At 62.9% G+C, this 16,843-nt stretch carries 14 protein-coding genes; 7 read left to right on the top strand and 7 right to left on the bottom strand.

Features of this window, described 5'->3' with window-relative positions; translation table 11 throughout:
- Positions 1–23 precede the first annotated feature (23 nt).
- Positions 24–428 carry a deoxycytidylate deaminase gene (locus HAHE_RS21495; RefSeq protein ID WP_338687399.1) on the top strand — a complete coding sequence of 135 codons (405 nt, stop codon included), beginning with the start codon at positions 24–26 and terminating at the stop codon, positions 426–428.
- Between the two features lie 6 nt (positions 429–434).
- Here HAHE_RS21495 and HAHE_RS21490 read toward each other — a convergent pair whose 3' ends face one another.
- From HAHE_RS21490 to HAHE_RS21480, 3 genes are read right to left on the bottom strand one after another with little or no spacing between them, the layout of a single operon-like run.
- Positions 435–1,181 carry a tetratricopeptide repeat protein gene (locus HAHE_RS21490; RefSeq protein ID WP_338687397.1) on the bottom strand — a complete coding sequence of 249 codons (747 nt, stop codon included), beginning with the start codon at positions 1,179–1,181 and terminating at the stop codon, positions 435–437.
- 60 nt (positions 1,182–1,241) lie between these two features.
- Positions 1,242–1,823, bottom strand: a complete 582-nt coding sequence (nadD, locus tag HAHE_RS21485) for a nicotinate (nicotinamide) nucleotide adenylyltransferase (protein ID WP_338687396.1) — start codon at positions 1,821–1,823, stop codon at positions 1,242–1,244.
- A complete protein-coding gene (locus HAHE_RS21480; protein WP_338687395.1) occupies positions 1,820–2,563 on the bottom strand; it encodes an AraC family transcriptional regulator in 744 nt (247 codons plus the stop codon). Before HAHE_RS21480 ends, nadD begins: the two co-directional genes overlap by 4 nt.
- A gap of 126 nt (positions 2,564–2,689) precedes the next feature.
- Between HAHE_RS21480 and HAHE_RS21475 the strand changes: the two genes are divergently transcribed.
- On the top strand, positions 2,690–6,205 hold the full coding sequence (locus HAHE_RS21475) for a bifunctional proline dehydrogenase/L-glutamate gamma-semialdehyde dehydrogenase (protein WP_338687393.1): 3,516 nt from the start codon (positions 2,690–2,692) through the stop codon (positions 6,203–6,205).
- Positions 6,206–6,306: 101 nt separating this feature from the next.
- Here HAHE_RS21475 and uxaC read toward each other — a convergent pair whose 3' ends face one another.
- Positions 6,307–7,707, bottom strand: coding sequence for a glucuronate isomerase (gene uxaC, locus HAHE_RS21470; protein WP_338687392.1), 1,401 nt, complete (start codon positions 7,705–7,707; stop codon positions 6,307–6,309).
- A gap of 104 nt (positions 7,708–7,811) precedes the next feature.
- On the opposite strand from uxaC, the gene HAHE_RS21465 reads away from it, so the two are divergent.
- Positions 7,812–8,786, top strand: coding sequence for an AEC family transporter (locus tag HAHE_RS21465; RefSeq protein ID WP_338687391.1), 975 nt, complete (start codon positions 7,812–7,814; stop codon positions 8,784–8,786).
- Positions 8,787–8,799: 13 nt separating this feature from the next.
- On the opposite strand, the gene hflC is transcribed toward HAHE_RS21465, so the two are convergent.
- The 3 genes from hflC to HAHE_RS21450 form a co-directional block, all read right to left on the bottom strand.
- Positions 8,800–9,813, bottom strand: a complete 1,014-nt coding sequence (gene hflC / locus HAHE_RS21460) for a protease modulator HflC (protein WP_338687389.1) — start codon at positions 9,811–9,813, stop codon at positions 8,800–8,802.
- Entirely contained in the window at positions 9,810–10,835 is a 1,026-nt protein-coding gene (gene hflK, locus HAHE_RS21455; RefSeq protein WP_338687388.1) for an FtsH protease activity modulator HflK, read from the bottom strand. Before hflK ends, hflC begins: the two co-directional genes overlap by 4 nt.
- Positions 10,836–10,997: 162 nt before the next feature.
- Positions 10,998–11,285: an RNA-binding protein gene (locus tag HAHE_RS21450; protein ID WP_338687387.1), complete on the bottom strand. Its 288-nt coding sequence runs from the start codon at positions 11,283–11,285 to the stop codon at positions 10,998–11,000.
- 279 nt (positions 11,286–11,564) lie between these two features.
- Here HAHE_RS21450 and HAHE_RS21445 point away from each other — a divergent pair, with 279 nt between their 5' ends.
- The 4 genes from HAHE_RS21445 (at position 11,565) to mqo (ending at position 16,767) form a co-directional block, all read left to right on the top strand.
- The gene (locus HAHE_RS21445; RefSeq protein ID WP_338687386.1) at positions 11,565–12,998 is read left to right on the top strand and encodes a hypothetical protein; all 1,434 of its coding nucleotides are present in this window, start codon (positions 11,565–11,567) and stop codon (positions 12,996–12,998) included.
- A gap of 72 nt (positions 12,999–13,070) precedes the next feature.
- Positions 13,071–13,355, top strand: a complete 285-nt coding sequence (locus HAHE_RS21440; RefSeq protein WP_338687384.1) for a DUF4212 domain-containing protein — start codon at positions 13,071–13,073, stop codon at positions 13,353–13,355.
- A gap of 7 nt (positions 13,356–13,362) precedes the next feature.
- Positions 13,363–15,177 (top strand): sodium:solute symporter family protein, encoded by a 1,815-nt coding sequence (locus HAHE_RS21435; RefSeq protein WP_338687382.1) that lies wholly within the window; start codon positions 13,363–13,365, stop codon positions 15,175–15,177.
- Positions 15,178–15,288: 111 nt separating this feature from the next.
- Positions 15,289–16,767 carry a malate dehydrogenase (quinone) gene (gene mqo / locus HAHE_RS21430; protein WP_425511005.1) on the top strand — a complete coding sequence of 493 codons (1,479 nt, stop codon included), beginning with the start codon at positions 15,289–15,291 and terminating at the stop codon, positions 16,765–16,767.
- The last annotated feature ends 76 nt before the right edge of the window (positions 16,768–16,843 follow it).

Genomic DNA, 16,843 nt, shown 5'->3' with positions numbered 1-16,843 from the left:
GGATCTCGATTCCAGAATACGCGATGGCGTTGGCGCACGTCGCCTCCCTGCGCTCCGAAGACCCGTATCGGAAAGTGGGTGCGGCGGCGCTCGACTTCGATAACCGGGTGGTCGGGACGGCATACAACGGACTGGCGCCCGGGTATGACGCGCCAATCGGCTTCTGGGACGATCGCGACGGGCGTCAGAAGTTCATGCTGCACGCCGAGATCAACCTTTGCAGCCTGTTCCGAAGAGGCGAGGTCAAACTGGTGGCAAGTACTACCATGCCGTGCACCGCATGTATGCAGACGCTCTGCGCCTACGGGATACGCGAAATCTACTATCGCGATGTGTATCACGCTTCAGAGGCGCCGGAGATCGCGGCGCTTTACGGCATCCGGCTTGAGCGGATCGCCGAGCACCCGTTGTCGGGCGCCGAGGTTTGATGCCCGTCAGGGCTCCTCGATGTCTCCGCCGTAGAAGCTCTTGATGTAGCCGAACTCCATCAGGGTGTCTTTCCACGGGGCTAGAATCGCCTCCTGCCGGAAAATCCGCGCCGCTCGAGCCAGTGCTGCTTCAGCCTTGAGCTCGTCGCCGTCGTGGTAGGCCATCGCGGCCTCAGCGTAATATGGGTAGGGTGAGTCATCTAGGATGTCATACTTGTCCACCAGTTTGCGTGCCTCGTCGGGTTTGCCGAGCTTGATCATGCACAAGAGGATCTTGAACTGGGTGAGCCGTGTCATTGCAAACTGGTCGTCGGCGTCGAGCAGGAGCAGGACACGTTCGAAAGCTTTTTGGGCATCATCCCAGCGTTTCTGCACGAAGTAGACTTCACCGATGTTGAAGAGCACGCTGCCGTTCCCGGGGGTCAGTGCGTTCGCGCGCTCGAAGTGCTCCATGGCCTTGTCGAAGGCGCGGAATTCAACCTGACAGGCGCCGTAGAGGGTTTCGACCTCGGGAGAGTCGTCAAAGATGTTTTCCGCAGCATTCAGTTCATCAATGGTCTCGAAGATTCGCTTCTGCTTGAACAATTCGGAAGCCTTCGAGAGATGCTTTTTGAACTCTTCCCTTCGGTCTTGGGGAAGATTCAGATAGTCCTGCTGCCAAGGGGCGAGTTTGGCGTTCCTGTCGTCTTGGGCCGATGCGGGCATCAGACTTGAACAGGTGATGACGAGCAGGGGAGCGAGGAGGAATTTCATGAGTCTGGATCTTGTAAGCCTAGGAATGTAACGCTGGTGTCCGGTTCGGCAAGCTGGCGTTCATCTGGGATACAGCCCGTTTTTGAGGATGTAGTCCAGCACTCCGTGCGGAAGCCACTTCGCGCTGTCTCCTCCTTTAGGGAGCTCCCGACGAATGGTCGTCGCCGAGGCCGGGTGGGTGCCTTTGAGGGGAATCATCTTCCACCCGGCACGTGGCTCCGGAGCGCCGTCGCGGGAAAACACGAGAAAGGTCAGGGTCTCCGCCAGCTCTCGAGATTCCTTCCAAGTTGGCAAGGCATCCCACTGGTCCTTGCCCATCAGCCAGTGGAGCAATACGCCGGGGAACCGTTCCTTCATTTCCCGGAGGGTGAGATAGGAGTAGGACGGTGGTGGCGACCGGAGCTCAAAATCATCGACCGTGGCCCATGGCAGTCCATCGGTGGCAATGCGAAGCATCTCGAGGCGGTCTTTGCCGGATGCGGGCGGAGTAAGCTCCTGCTTGTGGGGCGAGAGCCTGCAGGGGATGAAGATCACGCGATCAAGCTCCGCCTGTTCGACCGCCAGACGGGCTATTTCGAGATGCCCGAGGTGAACCGGGTCGAAGCTGCCACCGAACAGCGCGATTTTCTTCGGCTGCTTCATCGAGATGGCTCGCTGGATCTCTCGCGGAAGGCCGCCGGCGGCATGCCGACCGTCGCGCGGAACTGACGGGTGAATGCGGTCTGGTCACCGTAACCGCACTCGAGGGCGATGTCCGCGATGCCGCGGCGGGTCCGGCTCAGCTGGTCGACCGCATGCTGGATGCGTGTCTTGCGGACGAACTGGGCGGTGCTCAGGTGGTAGACCTTCTTCATACGGCGATCCAGCTGGGTGGGACTGAACCCGGAGATCTCCGCCAGACCGGCCGTGCGGAGCTCGTCATCGAGGTGGTGCCTAACGTGGTCCACCACACGCGCGATTCCCTCAATCTCGGCCTCACCTGCCTCCGGCGACCGGAGATCCCGTGATATGGAGGCAAGTCCGATGACCTCACCGCCCGCGTCGTGGAGAGGGACCTTGGTTGCAAGATACCAGCCGACGCTGCCGTCGCGATTCGTCACCAGCTCAAGTTCATCGGTAAGCGGCTTGCCGTCGTTCAGGACCTGCAGATCCTGCTCGCGGTATGCCACGGCAAGATCGGGGGGAAAGAACTCTTCCGCCATTCTGCCGATCAGCCGCTGCGGGTTCTTCAGACCGAGGCGTTCGGCAAATGCCCGGTTGGCCGCACGATAGCGCCGCTCGCGGTCCTTGAGGCAGAACAGCACATCCGGCAGCACCGCGAACAGTCGCTCGCAGAAGCTGGGCGAGTCCACCCGCTGCAGGAATTCCATATCGACGGCCATCGTGGGCCGAAGGAAAGCAGGCCCTTGGCCGTCCCGCAACGACACAGGGAACCGGGCTGTTTCTGACCGCATCGGGCGGAGTGGGCGTCGATTTCGGTCAAGACCCCGCATGCGATACTGGGGGCTATGAGTTCCATCACGGATCGACTTGAACGCATGCGGACCAACCCGGTTGACAATGCCTCGCTGGCACGGGAGGCGGTCGAGCTTGCCAGGGAGTTGCTGGAGGAGGCGAAACGGACCCGCCGCATCGGCGAACGTCTGCAATCCAGGCAGCTCGCGGCGATGATGGATGACGCTCCGGGCAAGGCGTTCACCTTCGCGATGGCTGATCAGGTCTTCCGGCCGCCGAGTGAAGCGCGGAAGGCGAGGCGCTTCCGCGATCTGATCGAGGATTACGGAGCGCCGGTCTATCTGCCGACCCCGGCGCGTGTCGCGATGTGTGTGGGGGGAGCGGCTTCGGCGGTCGCCCCGGAAATCGTGATGCCACAGGTCGCGGAGCAGCTGAGACGCGAGAGCGCCTCGGTGATCCTCCCGGCGGAGTCGGAGCGGCTTTCCAAACACATTGCGCGACGCCGCAAGGCGGGCATGCGGCTGAACCTCAACCAGCTGGGCGAGGCCGTGCTCGGTGAGGGCGAGGCGCAGCAGCGGCTGCAGGCGAATCTCGATCGTCTCGCCGATCCGGATTGCGACTACATCTCGGTCAAGTTCTCCGCGATCTTCAGCCAGATCCACGCGGTCGGGTTTCCGGAGACCCTTCAGGAGATCAAGGAGCGTCTGCGGCTTCTCTATCGCAACGCCATGGCCTACCGCAGAACGGACGGCTCGCCGAAGTTCGTGAACCTCGATATGGAGGAATACCGCGACCTCCGGCTGACCTGTGCCGCGTTTCGGGAAGTGCTCATGGAAGACGAGTTTCTCGGGCTCGAAGCGGGAATTGTGCTGCAGGCCTACCTGCCGGACGCATGGCCGGTTCAGATCGAGTTGAACGAATGGGCAAGGCGGCGTGTCGCGGCGGGAGGTGCCGGGATCAAGATCCGCATCGTCAAGGGGGCCAACCTCGCAATGGAGACGGTCGAATCGGAGATCCATCACTGGCCGCTGGCACCCTACGGAAGCAAGGCCGAGGTGGATGCGAACTTCAAACGGATGCTGCACGAAGGCTGCAAGCCGGAGAACGTAGGGGCTGTGCGGCTCGGGGTGGCCAGCCACAACCTGTTCGACGTTGCCTATGGCCTACTCCTCCGCGCGAGGGAGGGAGTCGAGGGCAGGGTGGAGTTCGAGATGCTCGAAGGCATGGCCAACCATCAGGCGAGGGTGGTTCGCGATGTGGCCGGCGACCTGCTGCTGTATGCGCCTGTCGTGAAACGCGAGGACTTTCATAGCGCGATCGCTTACCTCGTCAGGAGGCTGGACGAGAATACGTCGCCAGAGAATTTCCTGCACGACCTGTTCGGTATGAAACCGGGGGACGGGGCGTGGGAGAGGCAGGAGCAGCGCTTTCTCAATGCGTGCCGAATGATCGACTCCACCGCCAGCGGACCTCGCCGGAGTCAGGACCGGGCGACCGAAACGGTCGCCGAGTTGCCGTTGTCGGACCCCTTCGTGAACTCGGTCGACACCGACTGGGCGCTGGAAGGCAATGTGGTGTGGATTCGGTCGAAGGTCGACGCGATGCGGGATCGAACACCCGACCGGGTTCCGCTGCAGATCGGTGGGGAGTTCATCGAGGGTGATGACGAAGCGACCGCGACCGACCCTTCGCGCCCCGGGCACACCGCATATCGCTACGGGCTTGCCGGCCACCATCAGGTCGGGCGCGCGCTCGATGCCTCGGTGGCCGCTCGCAAGGACTGGAATTCAGCCGGCGTGGAATCCCGCGCCGATATTCTTGCGCAGGTTGCGGTGCGCCTCGCCGAGGTGCGGGGCGACGCGACCGCGGCCATGGTTCTGGATGCCGGCAAGTCGGTGATGGAGGCGGACGTGGAGGTCAGCGAGGCTATCGATTTCGCCAACTACTACGCCCGTAGTCTCCGGGACGGGGGATGGCTCGATGGTTCGGGCTTCGAGCCGTTGGGAACCGTCGTGGTGACTCCGCCTTGGAACTTTCCCTTCGCGATTCCATGCGGGAGCGTGCTCGCCCCCCTCGCGGCAGGCAACACGGTGATCCTGAAGCCGGCACCGGAGACGGTGCTCTCCGCTTGGGTGATGGTGAACGCGCTTTGGGATGCGGGAGTCCCGAAAGACGTGCTCCAGTTCGTGCCGTGTCCGGACAACGAGATCGGGCGCTCGCTGGTCTCCGATGACCGGGTCGGAGCTGTCGTCCTCACCGGTGCCTATGAGACGGCCCGGATGTTCCTGTCGTGGAAGCCCGAGATGCGCCTGCTTGCCGAGACCTCGGGCAAGAATGCCCTCGTCATCACCGCGGCGGCCGATCCGGATCTTGCGGTGAAGGATCTCGTTCGCAGCGCTTTCGGCCATGCCGGGCAGAAGTGCTCGGCGGCCTCGCTGGCGATTCTCGAGGCCGAGGTTTACGACAATCCCGGTTTCCTCAGGCAACTCAAGGATGCCGCTGAGTCGCTCCGGGTGGGGCCCTCTTGGTCGTATCCGTCGATGGTCACGCCGGTCGTTCGCGAGCCGGGGGAAGCGCTGCACCGGGCTCTCACTACCCTGGACCCCGGCGAGTCATGGTTGCTGGAACCCAGGATGATCGACGGCAACCCGTGCCTTTGGTCGCCGGGGATCAAGTTGGGAGTCACTCCGGACAGCTGGTATCGGCGCACCGAGTGCTTCGGTCCGGTGCTCGGCTTGGTGAGAGCCCGAGACCTCGACCATGCGATCCGGATTCAGAACGACTCCGACTTCGGGCTCACCGGGGGCATCCATTCGCTCGACCCCTCGGAAGTGGAACGCTGGAAAGAGCTCGTCGAGGTCGGGAATGCCTACGTCAACCGTCCGATTACCGGAGCGATCGTGCAGCGTCAGCCATTCGGCGGATGGAAGCGCTCGTGTTTCGGGCCGGGCGCGAAAGCCGGAGGACCGAATTATGTCGCCCAGTTCGCGACTTGGCACGACGCCGGCGAGCTCTCGTTCCGCGCACCGGTTGGTCGGAAAGTCGGGGAGTTGCTTGAAGCCACCGGCGATGACTCCCTGGTTGCAGCCGCGGAAAGCGATGCGTTCTGGATGCGGCGGGAATTCGGAGTTGAGCACGACCCGAGCGGGCTTCGTAGCGAGGCGAATGTCTTCCGCTACCGCCCCCTCGGCCCGGTGCTGCTGCGGGCGGAGAACCCGAACGCGCTCGCCCGACTGACCCTTGCCGCAGTCGCCGCCGGTTTGAACTTCGAGTGGTCCGTTCCGTCTCAGTCGGAGGTGCCGGAGTGGGGGCACGCATTCCCGTGCTGGCGTGAGGACGAGGCGCAGCTGGCCCGCCGAATCGAACCCGGGCGATACGGAGTGATCCGGGCCGTCGGGGCGGGTGCTGGCCTGAAAGCGGCGTCAATCGAGGCTGGAATCCGCCTCGTGGACGCTGTGCCGGTGAACAACGGCCGCATCGAATTGACGCCGTTTTTCAGGGAACAGGCGGTTTCGGAGACCCGACATCGCCACGGATCGGTGTTGCCGACTCCCGATCAGCTGCCATAGTCGCCTTGCCTCGTTCCGTTGGGGCATCGGGTGATCTGGGGGGAGAGCCCGGTCGCTCCGCGGGGCGGGGTCCCTTTGTGTTCAGAGGGCTCGACCGTCGCTTAGACATCGCCGAATTGGCGCGCGGCGTTCTCCGAGCAGACATCGCGGACCAGGTTCGCGAGAGTCTCGAAGTCGTCCGGTAGCTCGCCCCGGTCGGCGTCATTGCCGATCAGGTTGCAGAGGATTCTTCGGAAGTACTCGTGCCTCGGGAACGACAGGAAGGACCTGGAGTCGGTCAGCATTCCGACAAAACGGGAGAGGAGGCCGGTCGATGACAGGGCGTTGATCTGCATCTCCATGCCCTCCTTCTGGTCGAGGAACCACCATCCTGAGCCGAACTGGATCTTCCCGGCGACGGTGCCGTCCTGGAAGGCGCCGGTCATGGCGGCAAACAGGTAGTTGTCGGTCGGGTTGATGTTGTAGAGCACGATCTTCGGAAGGGTGTTCTCCGCCGCGAGAGCACCGAGATAGTTGACGAGCCCCGGGCCTTGGCGGAAGTCGCCGATGGTGTCGAATCCGCTATCCGGTCCGAGCCGTTCGAACATGCCCGGGTTGACATTTCGGAACGGGCCGAGGTGGAGCTGTTTCGTCCATTCGCGGGCCGCGTCCAGTCGGCCGAGGAACAGGAGGAGGTAAAAGGTGAACTGTTCCCGCTCTTCGGCGGTGGCGGCCTGTCCGGTCCGAGCCTTCTCGAAAATGATCGCCGCCTCGGCGTCGTCGCACCGCAGGGCGGGGCAGTGGTCGAGGCCGTGGTCGGAGAGGCGGCAGCCCGCTTCATGGAAGGCGTCGTGACGCTTGTGGAGCGCGGTCAGGAGGTCGCCCAGCTGGGAGATGTCGGTGTCGGAAATCGCCTCAAGCTTGTCGATCCAGGCATTGAAATTCTCCGGTTGATCGACGGCGAAGGCCTTGTCGGGCCGGAACGTCGGCCGGACTTTCGTCGACAGTGCGGAATCGGCAATCGCGTGGTGGGTGTCGAGCGGGTCCACCGGATCATCGGTGGTGCCGACCATCCGGACGTCGAACTTCTCGAGGATCCCGTGGACGCAGAAACTCTCGTCGCTCAGCTTCTCGTTGGCTTCTTCCCAGATTAGGTCGGCGGTGTCCGGGCTCAGCAGCAGGTTGATGCCGAAGTAGCGCTGCAGTTCGAGGTGGGTCCAGTGGTGGATCGGGTTGCGCAGGGTCTTGGGCACCGTCGCCGCCCATGCCTGGAATTTCTCCTCGGGGGCTGCGTCTCCGGTAATGAATCGCTCGTCGATGCCGTTGGCCCGCAAGAGGCGCCACTTGTAGTGGTCACCACCCAGCCACAGTTCGGTCAGGTTCGACCACCGGTGGTTGCGCGCGATTTCATCGGGCGGGAGATGGCAGTGATAGTCGTAGATCGGCAGTCCGTCCGCCACTTCGTGGAAAAGGCGCTTGGCGGAGGGGGAGTGGAGAAGGAAGTCGCGGTCGGGGTATGCCATGACGCCGTGAGCATGGGCCAAGGGCGGAGCCGCCCGCAAGCCCGGTTGTCTGACAGCTTTTGTCTGCGCTTGTCGGCCGGTCGGAAGCGGAAGATGGTGCCGCGGTGGAAAGCACCTTGGAGCTACTTCGGCAGGTTCTGCCCGTCTACCTGCTGATCTTTGTCGGCGCGGTGCTGAGGCGGGTCGGGCTGACCAAGAGGGAGCACGACGACGGGATCCTGCATCTGGTGTTCCACGTCATGTATCCCTGCTTCATCGTCGATAAGATCCTCGGCAGTGACAGTGTCCGGAATGTTTCATCGATCGCATGGGGGATCGGTATCGGGTTCGCGTTGACGGTGACCGGCTTTCTTATCGTCTGGCTCGGCGCCGGACTGCTGCGCTACGAGAAAGGTTCCGGCAAGCGGACCTTCACCCTCACCGCCGGGGTTCAGAACTTCGGTTACACCGCGATCCCGGTCGTCGAGCAGCTGTGGGTGGGTGGCGGCGCCATCGCGATGCTGTTCGTCCACAATCTCGGAGTCGAACTGGCGATCTGGTCGGTCGGCGTGATGCTCATTTCCGGGCAGCGCGAGATTCCGTGGAAACGTCTGATCAACGGGCCGATGTGTGCGGTGGCGATCGGCTTGATTCTGGTTGCGCTTGATTGGGACGGCATGCGGACGGTTCCGGCGACAGGCCTGGAAGAGCCGGGAGTGCTACGCCGGACGATGAGTTGGCTTGGCGCCGGGGCTTTTCCGGTGGCGATCTTCGTGACGGGCGCGGTGGTGATGGACCTGATCGGCCGAGAGCGACCGTCGTGGCGGGCGACTGTGGGCGGTGTTGTGTTCCGGCTCGCCCTGCTGCCCGCGGTGATCCTGAGCGCCGCGAAGTTCCTGCCGGCCCCGATCGAGCTCAAGCAGGTGCTGATCGTCCAGGCGGCGATGCCGGCGGCGATGACTCCGATCCTTCTGGCGAAGCTCTACGGAGGACGTCCGGCGGTGGCGGTCGAGGTCGTCGTCGCCACCACGATCGTCAGCCTGATCACCTTGCCGGTGGTGCTGCTGATCGGCCGCAGCTGGCTGGGATTCGTCGATTAGGGGATCGAGTCGATCAAGGCTCCGGCGAGCCGACGGCGTCGGTCATCGGAAGTGCCTCAGCGTCCTTCAGCAGTTTGAACAGCTCGCTGTCGGTCGAAAGTACCAGAGTGGTGCCCGAATCGAGAACCTCCTCGTAGACTTCGAGGGTCCGCACGAAATTGTAGAGTTCGGCTGCCTCGGGCGTTTGATTGTAGGCCTCGGCATAGATCCGGGTCGCCTTCGCGTCGGCATCGCCCTGGATGCTCTGGACCTTGCGGTAGGCTTCCGACTTGATCTCGCGCAGGTCCCTTTCCATGCCGCCGATGATCTTGGCCGCCTCGCCTTGGCCTTCGGAACGGAAGCGTTCCGCAATCTGAAGTCGCTCCGAAATCATCCGGTCGAAAATCCGTTGCTGGACCGAGCGGTTGTAGTTGATGCGCTTGAAGCGCACGTCGAGCAGTTCGATGCCGAACTCCAGGAGCTTCGGTGCTGCCGCCCCTAGGATCTCCTTCTCCATCGTAGAGCGACCCTTGCTGATCGGCTTGAGAACCCCGACGTTTCCGCTGAGATCCGCTTCCGCAAGGGCTTCGTCGATCTCGACCTCGCGGTTCTTGGTGGTGCGGACGACTTCGATCAGTTCGTTGCGCGCGATCGTGTTGCGGGTTTCGGATCCGAGAATGTCATCGAGGCGCGACTGGGCCGATCTCTCGTCGCGGAGACGCTGAAAGTACTTGAGAGGGTCCGAAATGCGCCACCGCCCGAAGGTGTCGACCAGGATGTAGGTCTTGTCCTTGGTCGGCATCTCGGTGGGGGTGCCGTCCCACTCCAGCACCCGCTTGTCGATGCGGTTGACCTTCTGGACAAAGGGCATCTTGAAATTCAGTCCGGCGCTGGTGACCGGCTCGCCGACCGGCTTGCCGAACTGGGTGATGATGGCCTGCTCGGTTTCCGCGACGCGGTAGAGCGCGGACGGAAGCACGATCACCGCGACCGCGAGGATCAGAATGGCGAGGAAGCCCTTGAGAGCGTTTTTGGGAATCTGGCTCATCGTGGGGTGGGGGTTCGGTCGAGATTCAGAAGTGGCAGGAGTTGTTTGGCGTCCTCGTCCAGAATGATCTTGTTGCCAAGGGCAGGCACGACCTTCGCCATGGTCTCGAGATAGAGGCGCTGGCGGGTGATGGTCGGGGCTTTCGTAAACTCGGCATAGAGCGCGTTGAACCGGGCCGCGTCACCTTCGGCTTCATTGACCCGCTGGATCGCGTAGCCTTCCGCGTCACTGATGCTCCGGTCCGCCTCGCCGCGGGCCTTGGGGACCTCCCGGTTGTACTCACCGTTCGCCTTGTTGATCAGTTCCTCCCGCTGCTGCTGGGCGTTGTTGACCTCGTTGAACGAAGATTGGACGTCACGGGGTGGATCGACGTTCTTCAACTGGACCTGGTTGATGCGCAGTCCCATCTCGTAGCGGTTCACGAGTTCCTGGAGTTTCAGCAGCACTTCGGCCTCGATCGCCTGACGTCCGACTGTCAGCACTTCGTCAACGGTGCGGTCACCCACGGCTTCGCGCATGATCGACTCGGATGCGTCGCGCAGCGTTTCGTCGGGATTGCGGACATTGAACAGATACTCGGTCGGGTTCTGGATGCGATACTGGACGACCCATTCGATCAACGCCGCGTTCAGGTCGCCTGTGACCATCTGCTTTTCCGCCTGTTGTTCCGGAGCCGACTTGCGGAATTGGCTCGGGTTGCTCGCGCCCTGGGTGCCGAATCCGAACTCCTGCTTTTGCTGGCGCTCGACCGCCACCTTTTGCACCCGGTCGATGCCGAACGGCAGTTTGAAGCGGAGACCCGGATCATGCGTGGACTGGAATTTCCCGAAACGGGTCACCACTCCGACTTCCTCGGCCTCCACCGTGTAGAATGAACTCCAGACTCCGATCAGCAGCACGAGGACAAGCGGGACGAAGAGCAGCAGCTTCGGCGAAAACGGCAGCTTGGGCAGTTCCGGAAACTGGGGCATTTGGGGTTGCCGCTGCGGCGGCAGGTCGGGCGGGCCGAAGGAGTCGTTCATCAGATCGTAGGGAAACTGGCGGAGAAACGTGGGGTAGGGTTGGGGGTCCGGCCAGTAGAATCCGGGTTAGATTTTCCGATCGCGCCGGCCGGTACGGAAAAGCGGCACTCCCGATTGGAAGTGCCGCTTGAAAAGTCGGAGTGAATCGCGCTGTGGGCGGGATCAGTTGCGATAGCCGCCACGTCCGCCGCCACCGCCGCCGCGATCTTCGCGGGGCCGGGCTTCGTTGACCCGGAGGTCACGGCCGAGGAACTCGGTGCCGTCGAGAGCCTTGATGGCGTCGACCATGGCCGACTTCGATCCCATCGTGACGAAGGCGAAGCCGCGCGGGCGGCCGCTGTCACGGTCGGTCGGGAGATGGACGTCGGTCACTTCTCCGTATTGGGCGAAGAGTTCGGTGATGTCCTGGGAAGTCGCGTCCCAGGACAGATTGCCTACATACATTTTCATATCATTGGTCGGATTCCGCGAGACGCTGTCGTCTTGGCTGTTCCCGAGAACCGGGTTTCAGATCACCACCGAATATGAAAAGACGCCTGGCAATGCTCCATACCTTGAACATGCCAAAGCGCGGACCGGAGGCCGCTTTACGGGGTAATGAGGCACGCTGGCAAGAAGAACCGGAAAATACGTCAGGCCGGACGCCCCGGGATCGGTGGCGGCCATTCACTGTGCCGGGAGTGTGGTTTCGGTCTCGGTGATTCAGTGCGCGCTTGGTAAGTTCCTGTCATGCGGGCTCTGCTTTCCATGCTTTCAATGCTCTCGGTCGGCCTCCATGCGGACGATCTCTGGGTTCTGAGCGATGAGTTCGACAACGCCGCAACTCTGGCCAACTGGCAGGACCTCGGGGTGCTCGAAGGGTGGGAAACCCCGTCCTTCGAACTGGCGGACATCGATGCGACCGAGCCCGGGCGCTTCCATGTCGTTCCCGGTCCGCTGACGTGGTTCGCGAACTTTCGCGGTCTGCTGCTCTTCAAGGAAGTGACCGGCGACTTTGTCGTGACCACGCGGGTTCGCGTATTGAGCCGGCACAATCCTGGCGATCCGACCGAAGTGCCGAACCGTTCGTTTTCGCTGACCGGCATCTTCGCGCACGCGCCGCGTGCCATCAGCCAGGCGGCGCCTGATCCCTACACGGTGACGCCCGTCTGGCCGCCCGGGGATTTTGGCAGCGACTATGTGCCGAATACCGAGAACTACATTTTCCTGAGCTACGGCTCCGCGGGGAACCCGGGCACCCGGCAGTTCGAAATCAAGGCGACGCGGAACAGCGACTCGCGCCTCTACTACAACTCGACCGGAATCGACCAGAGCGAGACCGAGGCTTGGCTGCAGATGGTGCGGGTGGGCGACACGGTGGTTTGTCTTCGAAAGCATGCAGAAGCAGGACCTTGGTATGTCGAGAACCGCTATCCCAATCCCGACCATCCGTTTCCGGAATTCGGCGAGACCCTTCAGGTGGGCATCACCGCCTACACGGACTGGGAGACGGCGAATCCCTACCTGGGAACCATCCAGAGCCAGTATCACTTCAACTACGCGCCTCCCGGTACCGGCATGCCGGACCTGATTTCGCAGGCGGACTACTATCGCTTCCGTCGTCCGGATCCCTTGCTGACGGAGGCGGTGCTCCAGGGGATGAGCGTAAGCTACGACCCGGCGACGAACCTGACGGCCGATCCGCCGGTATTGCTTTCGGCCTCCGCCGCCGCGGCGCCCTATCTCGGCGATCAGGCCAACCTCGCCTACGACCCGTTCGGCGAGTGGCAGGTCGCGGAGTTCGGGCCCGATGCGGACCAGCCATTCGCCGGACCGGAGGTCGATGTGGAAGGAGACGGCCTCGCCAATCTCCTGGAGTTCATTCTCGGAGGCGATGCGGACGAGTCGTCCGTCGAGCTGCTCCCGTCGGCCCAGTGGCTTGCTGACGAGATCGTGTTCTCCTTCGTCCCGGCGATCGATCACGGCGCGCGCCTGGAGGTCGAGTTCTCCGAGACGCTCGGCCTCTGGCAAACGGTCGCGTCCCGGCCGCTGCGGGGAGGGGCCTGGGAGGTGGCGATGCCCGGAGCATCCGTCCAACTGGTGGATGACGAGGTCAGGGTCACGATTCCATCGGCATCGGCGAGCGGCTTCGTCCGGCTCGAAGGGGACCTTATGGAGCCCTGAACCGGGACCCGACAAAGGGGCGGCAATATCCTTTTCGTCCGTCGGAGGGGCTGCTAGGACGTCCCTCAACCCATGGATAAAACTGATTTGCCCTCGGAAGAGGCGAAGCGTCGATATTGGAGAGCGAACCTGAGCTGGCTGGCCGGGTTGCTCGTGGTCTGGTTCGCGGTGTCATACGGATGTGGGATTTTGTTCCGCGAGAAGCTTGATGAGGTTCCTCTTCCCGGGACGGGCTTCAAACTGGGATTCTGGTTCGCCCAGCAGGGAAGCATCTACGTCTTCCTTGTGCTGATCGGCGTCTACGTCGTGGTGATGAACCGGCTGGATCGACAGCTTCTCGGAGGAAACGCGGACTAAAGGACCGATGGACGTCAGGCTCTGGACCTACCTGCTGGTGGGGGCGACCTTCGCCCTCTATATCGGAATCGCGATCTGGTCGCGCGCGGGATCGACCAAGGATTTCTACGTCGCCGGTGGCGGAGTCCCGAGTGTTGCGAACGGCATGGCCACGGCGGCCGACTGGATGAGCGCCGCTTCGTTCATCTCGATGGCCGGGATCATCTCGTTCGCCGGTTACGACGGGTCGGTCTACCTGATGGGCTGGACCGGTGGCTACGTGTTGCTGGCGCTACTGTTGGCGCCGTACTTGAGACGTTTCGGCAAATTTACGGTACCGGACTTCATTGGAGACCGTTACTACTCGAAATTCGCGCGCTTCGTTGCCGTCGTCTGTGCGATCTTCGTTTCCTTCACCTACGTCGCCGGACAGATGCGCGGTGTCGGTGTGGTGTTTTCCCGGTTCCTCGAGGTCGAGGTGAATACGGGGGTGATCATCGGGATGGTCATCGTGCTCTTCTACGCCGTTCTCGGAGGCATGAAGGGGATCACCTACACGCAGGTGGCCCAATACTGCGTGCTGATCTTCGCCTTCATGGTTCCGGCGATCTTCCTCTCGTTCCAGATCAGTGGGAATCCCGTCCCGCAGATCGGGATGGGTGGCGAGTACCAAGGTGAGGGAGTGAGTGTGCTCGACAAGCTCGACGGCCTGAGTCGCGAGCTGGGCTTCGACGCCTACACCGATGGCAAGAAGAGCGTGCTCGACGTCTTTTGCATCACCGCCGCCCTGATGTGCGGCACCGCGGGCCTTCCGCACGTGATCGTCCGCTTCTACACCGTGAAGAAGGCCTCTGCCGCGCGGACCTCCGCGCTCTGGGCGCTTCTTTTCATCGCGATTCTCTACACCACCGCGCCCGCGGTTGCGGTCTTCGCCCGGATCAACCTGCTCAAGACCGTCAGCGAGACATCCTACTCGGAGATCCCCGACTGGTTCAGGAACTGGGAGGACTCGGGATTGATCGCATGGGTCGACAAGAACGGCGACGGCAAGATCCAGTATCTGGGTGACGGCGCCGCCCTCGGCAGCATGCCCGGTGATCCGAAGTTCAATCCGACGTTTCGCAGCGATGACTCCGGGGAGCCTATACGCGGAACATCCGGTGAGCGGCTGCTGGACAATCCACCGACATCGGCAGCGAACGAGCTCTACATCGACCGGGACATCATGGTCCTCGCGAACCCTGAGATCGGCCAGTTGCCGGACTGGGTCATCGCGCTGGTGGCCGCCGGTGGACTGGCGGCGGCCCTGTCGACCGCTGCCGGCCTGTTGCTCGTGATTTCGACTTCGGTCGCCCACGACTTGGTGAAAAAGACCTTCGTTCCCGATTTGACCGAGAAATCGGAGCTGATCCTTGCCCGCGTGGCGGCAGGCGCCGCCGTGGTGGTGGCCGGCTACTTCGGGGTGAATCCTCCGGGATTCGTCGCGCAGGTGGTGGCCTTCGCCTTCGGCTTGGCCGCTTCCTCGTTCTTCCCGGCGATCATTCTCGGGATCTTCACGAAGCGGACGAGCATGCAAGGGGTGATCGCCGGCATGCTCGCAGGCATCGGATTCACCGGGAGCTACATCATCTACTTCAAGTTCATCAATTCGTCGGCAGAGCTCTGGTGGGGGATCACCCCGGAAGGCATCGGCACGGTCGGAATGCTGCTGAACTTCGTCGTCACCATCGTCGTTTCCCGGTTCACTCCGGCACCTCCGGCAGAAATCCGTGACCTGGTCGACCGCGTGCGCCTGCCGCGCGCCGCGTTTGGCGAGGAGGATGCCGGACCGGTGGACCACTGAATCGGCCCGAGAATCCGCTGGTGCATCTGGCACGGCTCATGCCGTAGTCCCGCCGTGCCCGATGACACCCTGCCAACCGACAGCCCCGAAGACTCGCGCGCTCCGGCGCGTGTGGCCACTTTTGCCGAGCCCGACGTCGTCCTGATCGGCGGAGGGATCATGAGCGCGACGCTCGGGCTGATCCTCCACCAGCTCGATCCGACGCTGGAGATCCAGATTGTCGAGGCCCTGGCCGAGGTAGCCCGGGAGAGTTCGAATCCTTGGAACAACGCGGGCACCGGGCACGCCGCCCTGTGTGAGCTGAACTACACCAAGGAGAGGGCGGACGGATCGATCGATATCTCGAAGGCGCTGGAGATCAACGAGGCCTTCGAGCTCTCGAAACAGTTCTGGGCCTTTCTGGGGAAACGGGGGATCCTGCCCGATCCGGCTGACTTCATCACCTCCGTGCCCCACATGAGTTTCGTCCGCGGGGAGGCTGATCGTGCGTTCCTGAAGCGCCGGCATCAGACGATGTCCGCCCACCATTTCTTTTCCGAAATGGAGTATACGGAAGACCGGGAGACCATTGCCGAGTGGGCGCCGTTGCTTCTCTCGGGCCGCGGCGACGGGGAGCCGGTGGCCGCGACGTTTGCCAAGGGCGGTACGGATGTGAACTTCGGCTCGTTGACGCAGGCGCTGGTCGATCACCTGCAGTCCCGGGACAAAGTGAAGCTCGCGACCCATCACCAGGTGCGCGACATCAAGCGCTCCAAGGACGGGCGCTGGCACCTCACGGTACGGAATCTCGACCTGAAGCTGAACCGCTCGATCAAGTCGCCCTTCGTGTTCGTCGGGGCGGGCGGGGCATCCTTGCCGCTGCTGCAGAAGTCCGGCATTCCCGAGGGCAAGGGGTTCGGCGGGTTTCCGGTCAGCGGACAGTTTCTGGTCTGCAGCGACCCGGAGATCGCCGACCGGCATCAGGCGAAGGTGTATGGCAAGGCTGCCGTGGGTGCGCCCCCGATGTCGGTGCCCCACCTCGATACCCGGATGATCGACGGCCACCGCTCGTTGCTGTTCGGGCCGTTTGCCGGCTTTTCGCCCAAGTTCCTCAAGTCGGGCTCGCTCTTCGACCTTCCCGGGTCGGTGCGACTCAACAATCTCGTTCCGCTGCTGGCGGTGGGAAAAGACAACCTCGACCTGACCCGCTACCTGATCGAGCAGGTCATGCAGTCGCCGGAAGACCGGCTCGAAGCCCTGCGGGAGTTTTTCCCGGATGCTTCGCTCGACGACTGGCAGCTCTCGACTGCGGGCCAGCGGGTCCAGATCATCAAGCAGGACCCGAAAAAGGGCGGTGTTCTCCAGTTCGGGACCGAAATCGTGGCGGCCGGCGACGGCTCGCTGGCGGCCCTGCTCGGCGCGTCTCCCGGGGCCTCGACGGCGGTCGACGTGATGGTGAAAATCATCGAGAAATGCTTTGCTTCCCGGCTCGACGAGTGGCGCCCCGCCTTGCAGGAAATGCTGCCATCCTACGGGCACAGCTTGGCCGACGATCCGAACGTCTACCGGCAGGTCCGGGGCGAGGCCGACGAGGTGCTCGGGCTGGCGTAGCTCGGTCCCCGCACCGGACAAGTTCGCGGCAGCCCCGAATTTCGTTGGGCAAGCCACGGGGCCTGTGATTGCGTAG

It is taken from the genome of Haloferula helveola (assembly GCF_037076345.1).
GTDB classification, from domain to species: domain Bacteria; phylum Verrucomicrobiota; class Verrucomicrobiia; order Verrucomicrobiales; family Akkermansiaceae; genus Haloferula; species Haloferula helveola.
The sequence above is the reverse complement of the archived record's forward strand: the minus strand, read 5'-3'. Positions and strand labels throughout refer to the sequence as shown.

Excerpts from the sequence above, each read along its gene's own strand:
- HAHE_RS21495 (WP_338687399.1), top strand. The coding sequence starts at position 24 with ATGGCGTTGGCGCACGTCGCCTCCCTGCGCTCCGAAGACCCGTATCGG.
- HAHE_RS21490 (WP_338687397.1), bottom strand. The coding sequence starts at position 1,181 with ATGAAATTCCTCCTCGCTCCCCTGCTCGTCATCACCTGTTCAAGTCTG.
- nadD (WP_338687396.1), bottom strand. The coding sequence starts at position 1,823 with ATGAAGCAGCCGAAGAAAATCGCGCTGTTCGGTGGCAGCTTCGACCCG.
- HAHE_RS21480 (WP_338687395.1), bottom strand. The coding sequence starts at position 2,563 with ATGGCCGTCGATATGGAATTCCTGCAGCGGGTGGACTCGCCCAGCTTC.
- HAHE_RS21475 (WP_338687393.1), top strand. The coding sequence starts at position 2,690 with ATGAGTTCCATCACGGATCGACTTGAACGCATGCGGACCAACCCGGTT.
- uxaC (WP_338687392.1), bottom strand. The coding sequence starts at position 7,707 with ATGGCATACCCCGACCGCGACTTCCTTCTCCACTCCCCCTCCGCCAAG.
- hflC (WP_338687389.1), bottom strand. The coding sequence starts at position 9,813 with ATGAGCCAGATTCCCAAAAACGCTCTCAAGGGCTTCCTCGCCATTCTG.
- hflK (WP_338687388.1), bottom strand. The coding sequence starts at position 10,835 with ATGAACGACTCCTTCGGCCCGCCCGACCTGCCGCCGCAGCGGCAACCC.
- HAHE_RS21450 (WP_338687387.1), bottom strand. The coding sequence starts at position 11,285 with ATGAAAATGTATGTAGGCAATCTGTCCTGGGACGCGACTTCCCAGGAC.
- HAHE_RS21445 (WP_338687386.1), top strand. The coding sequence starts at position 11,565 with ATGCGGGCTCTGCTTTCCATGCTTTCAATGCTCTCGGTCGGCCTCCAT.
- HAHE_RS21440 (WP_338687384.1), top strand. The coding sequence starts at position 13,071 with ATGGATAAAACTGATTTGCCCTCGGAAGAGGCGAAGCGTCGATATTGG.
- HAHE_RS21435 (WP_338687382.1), top strand. The coding sequence starts at position 13,363 with ATGGACGTCAGGCTCTGGACCTACCTGCTGGTGGGGGCGACCTTCGCC.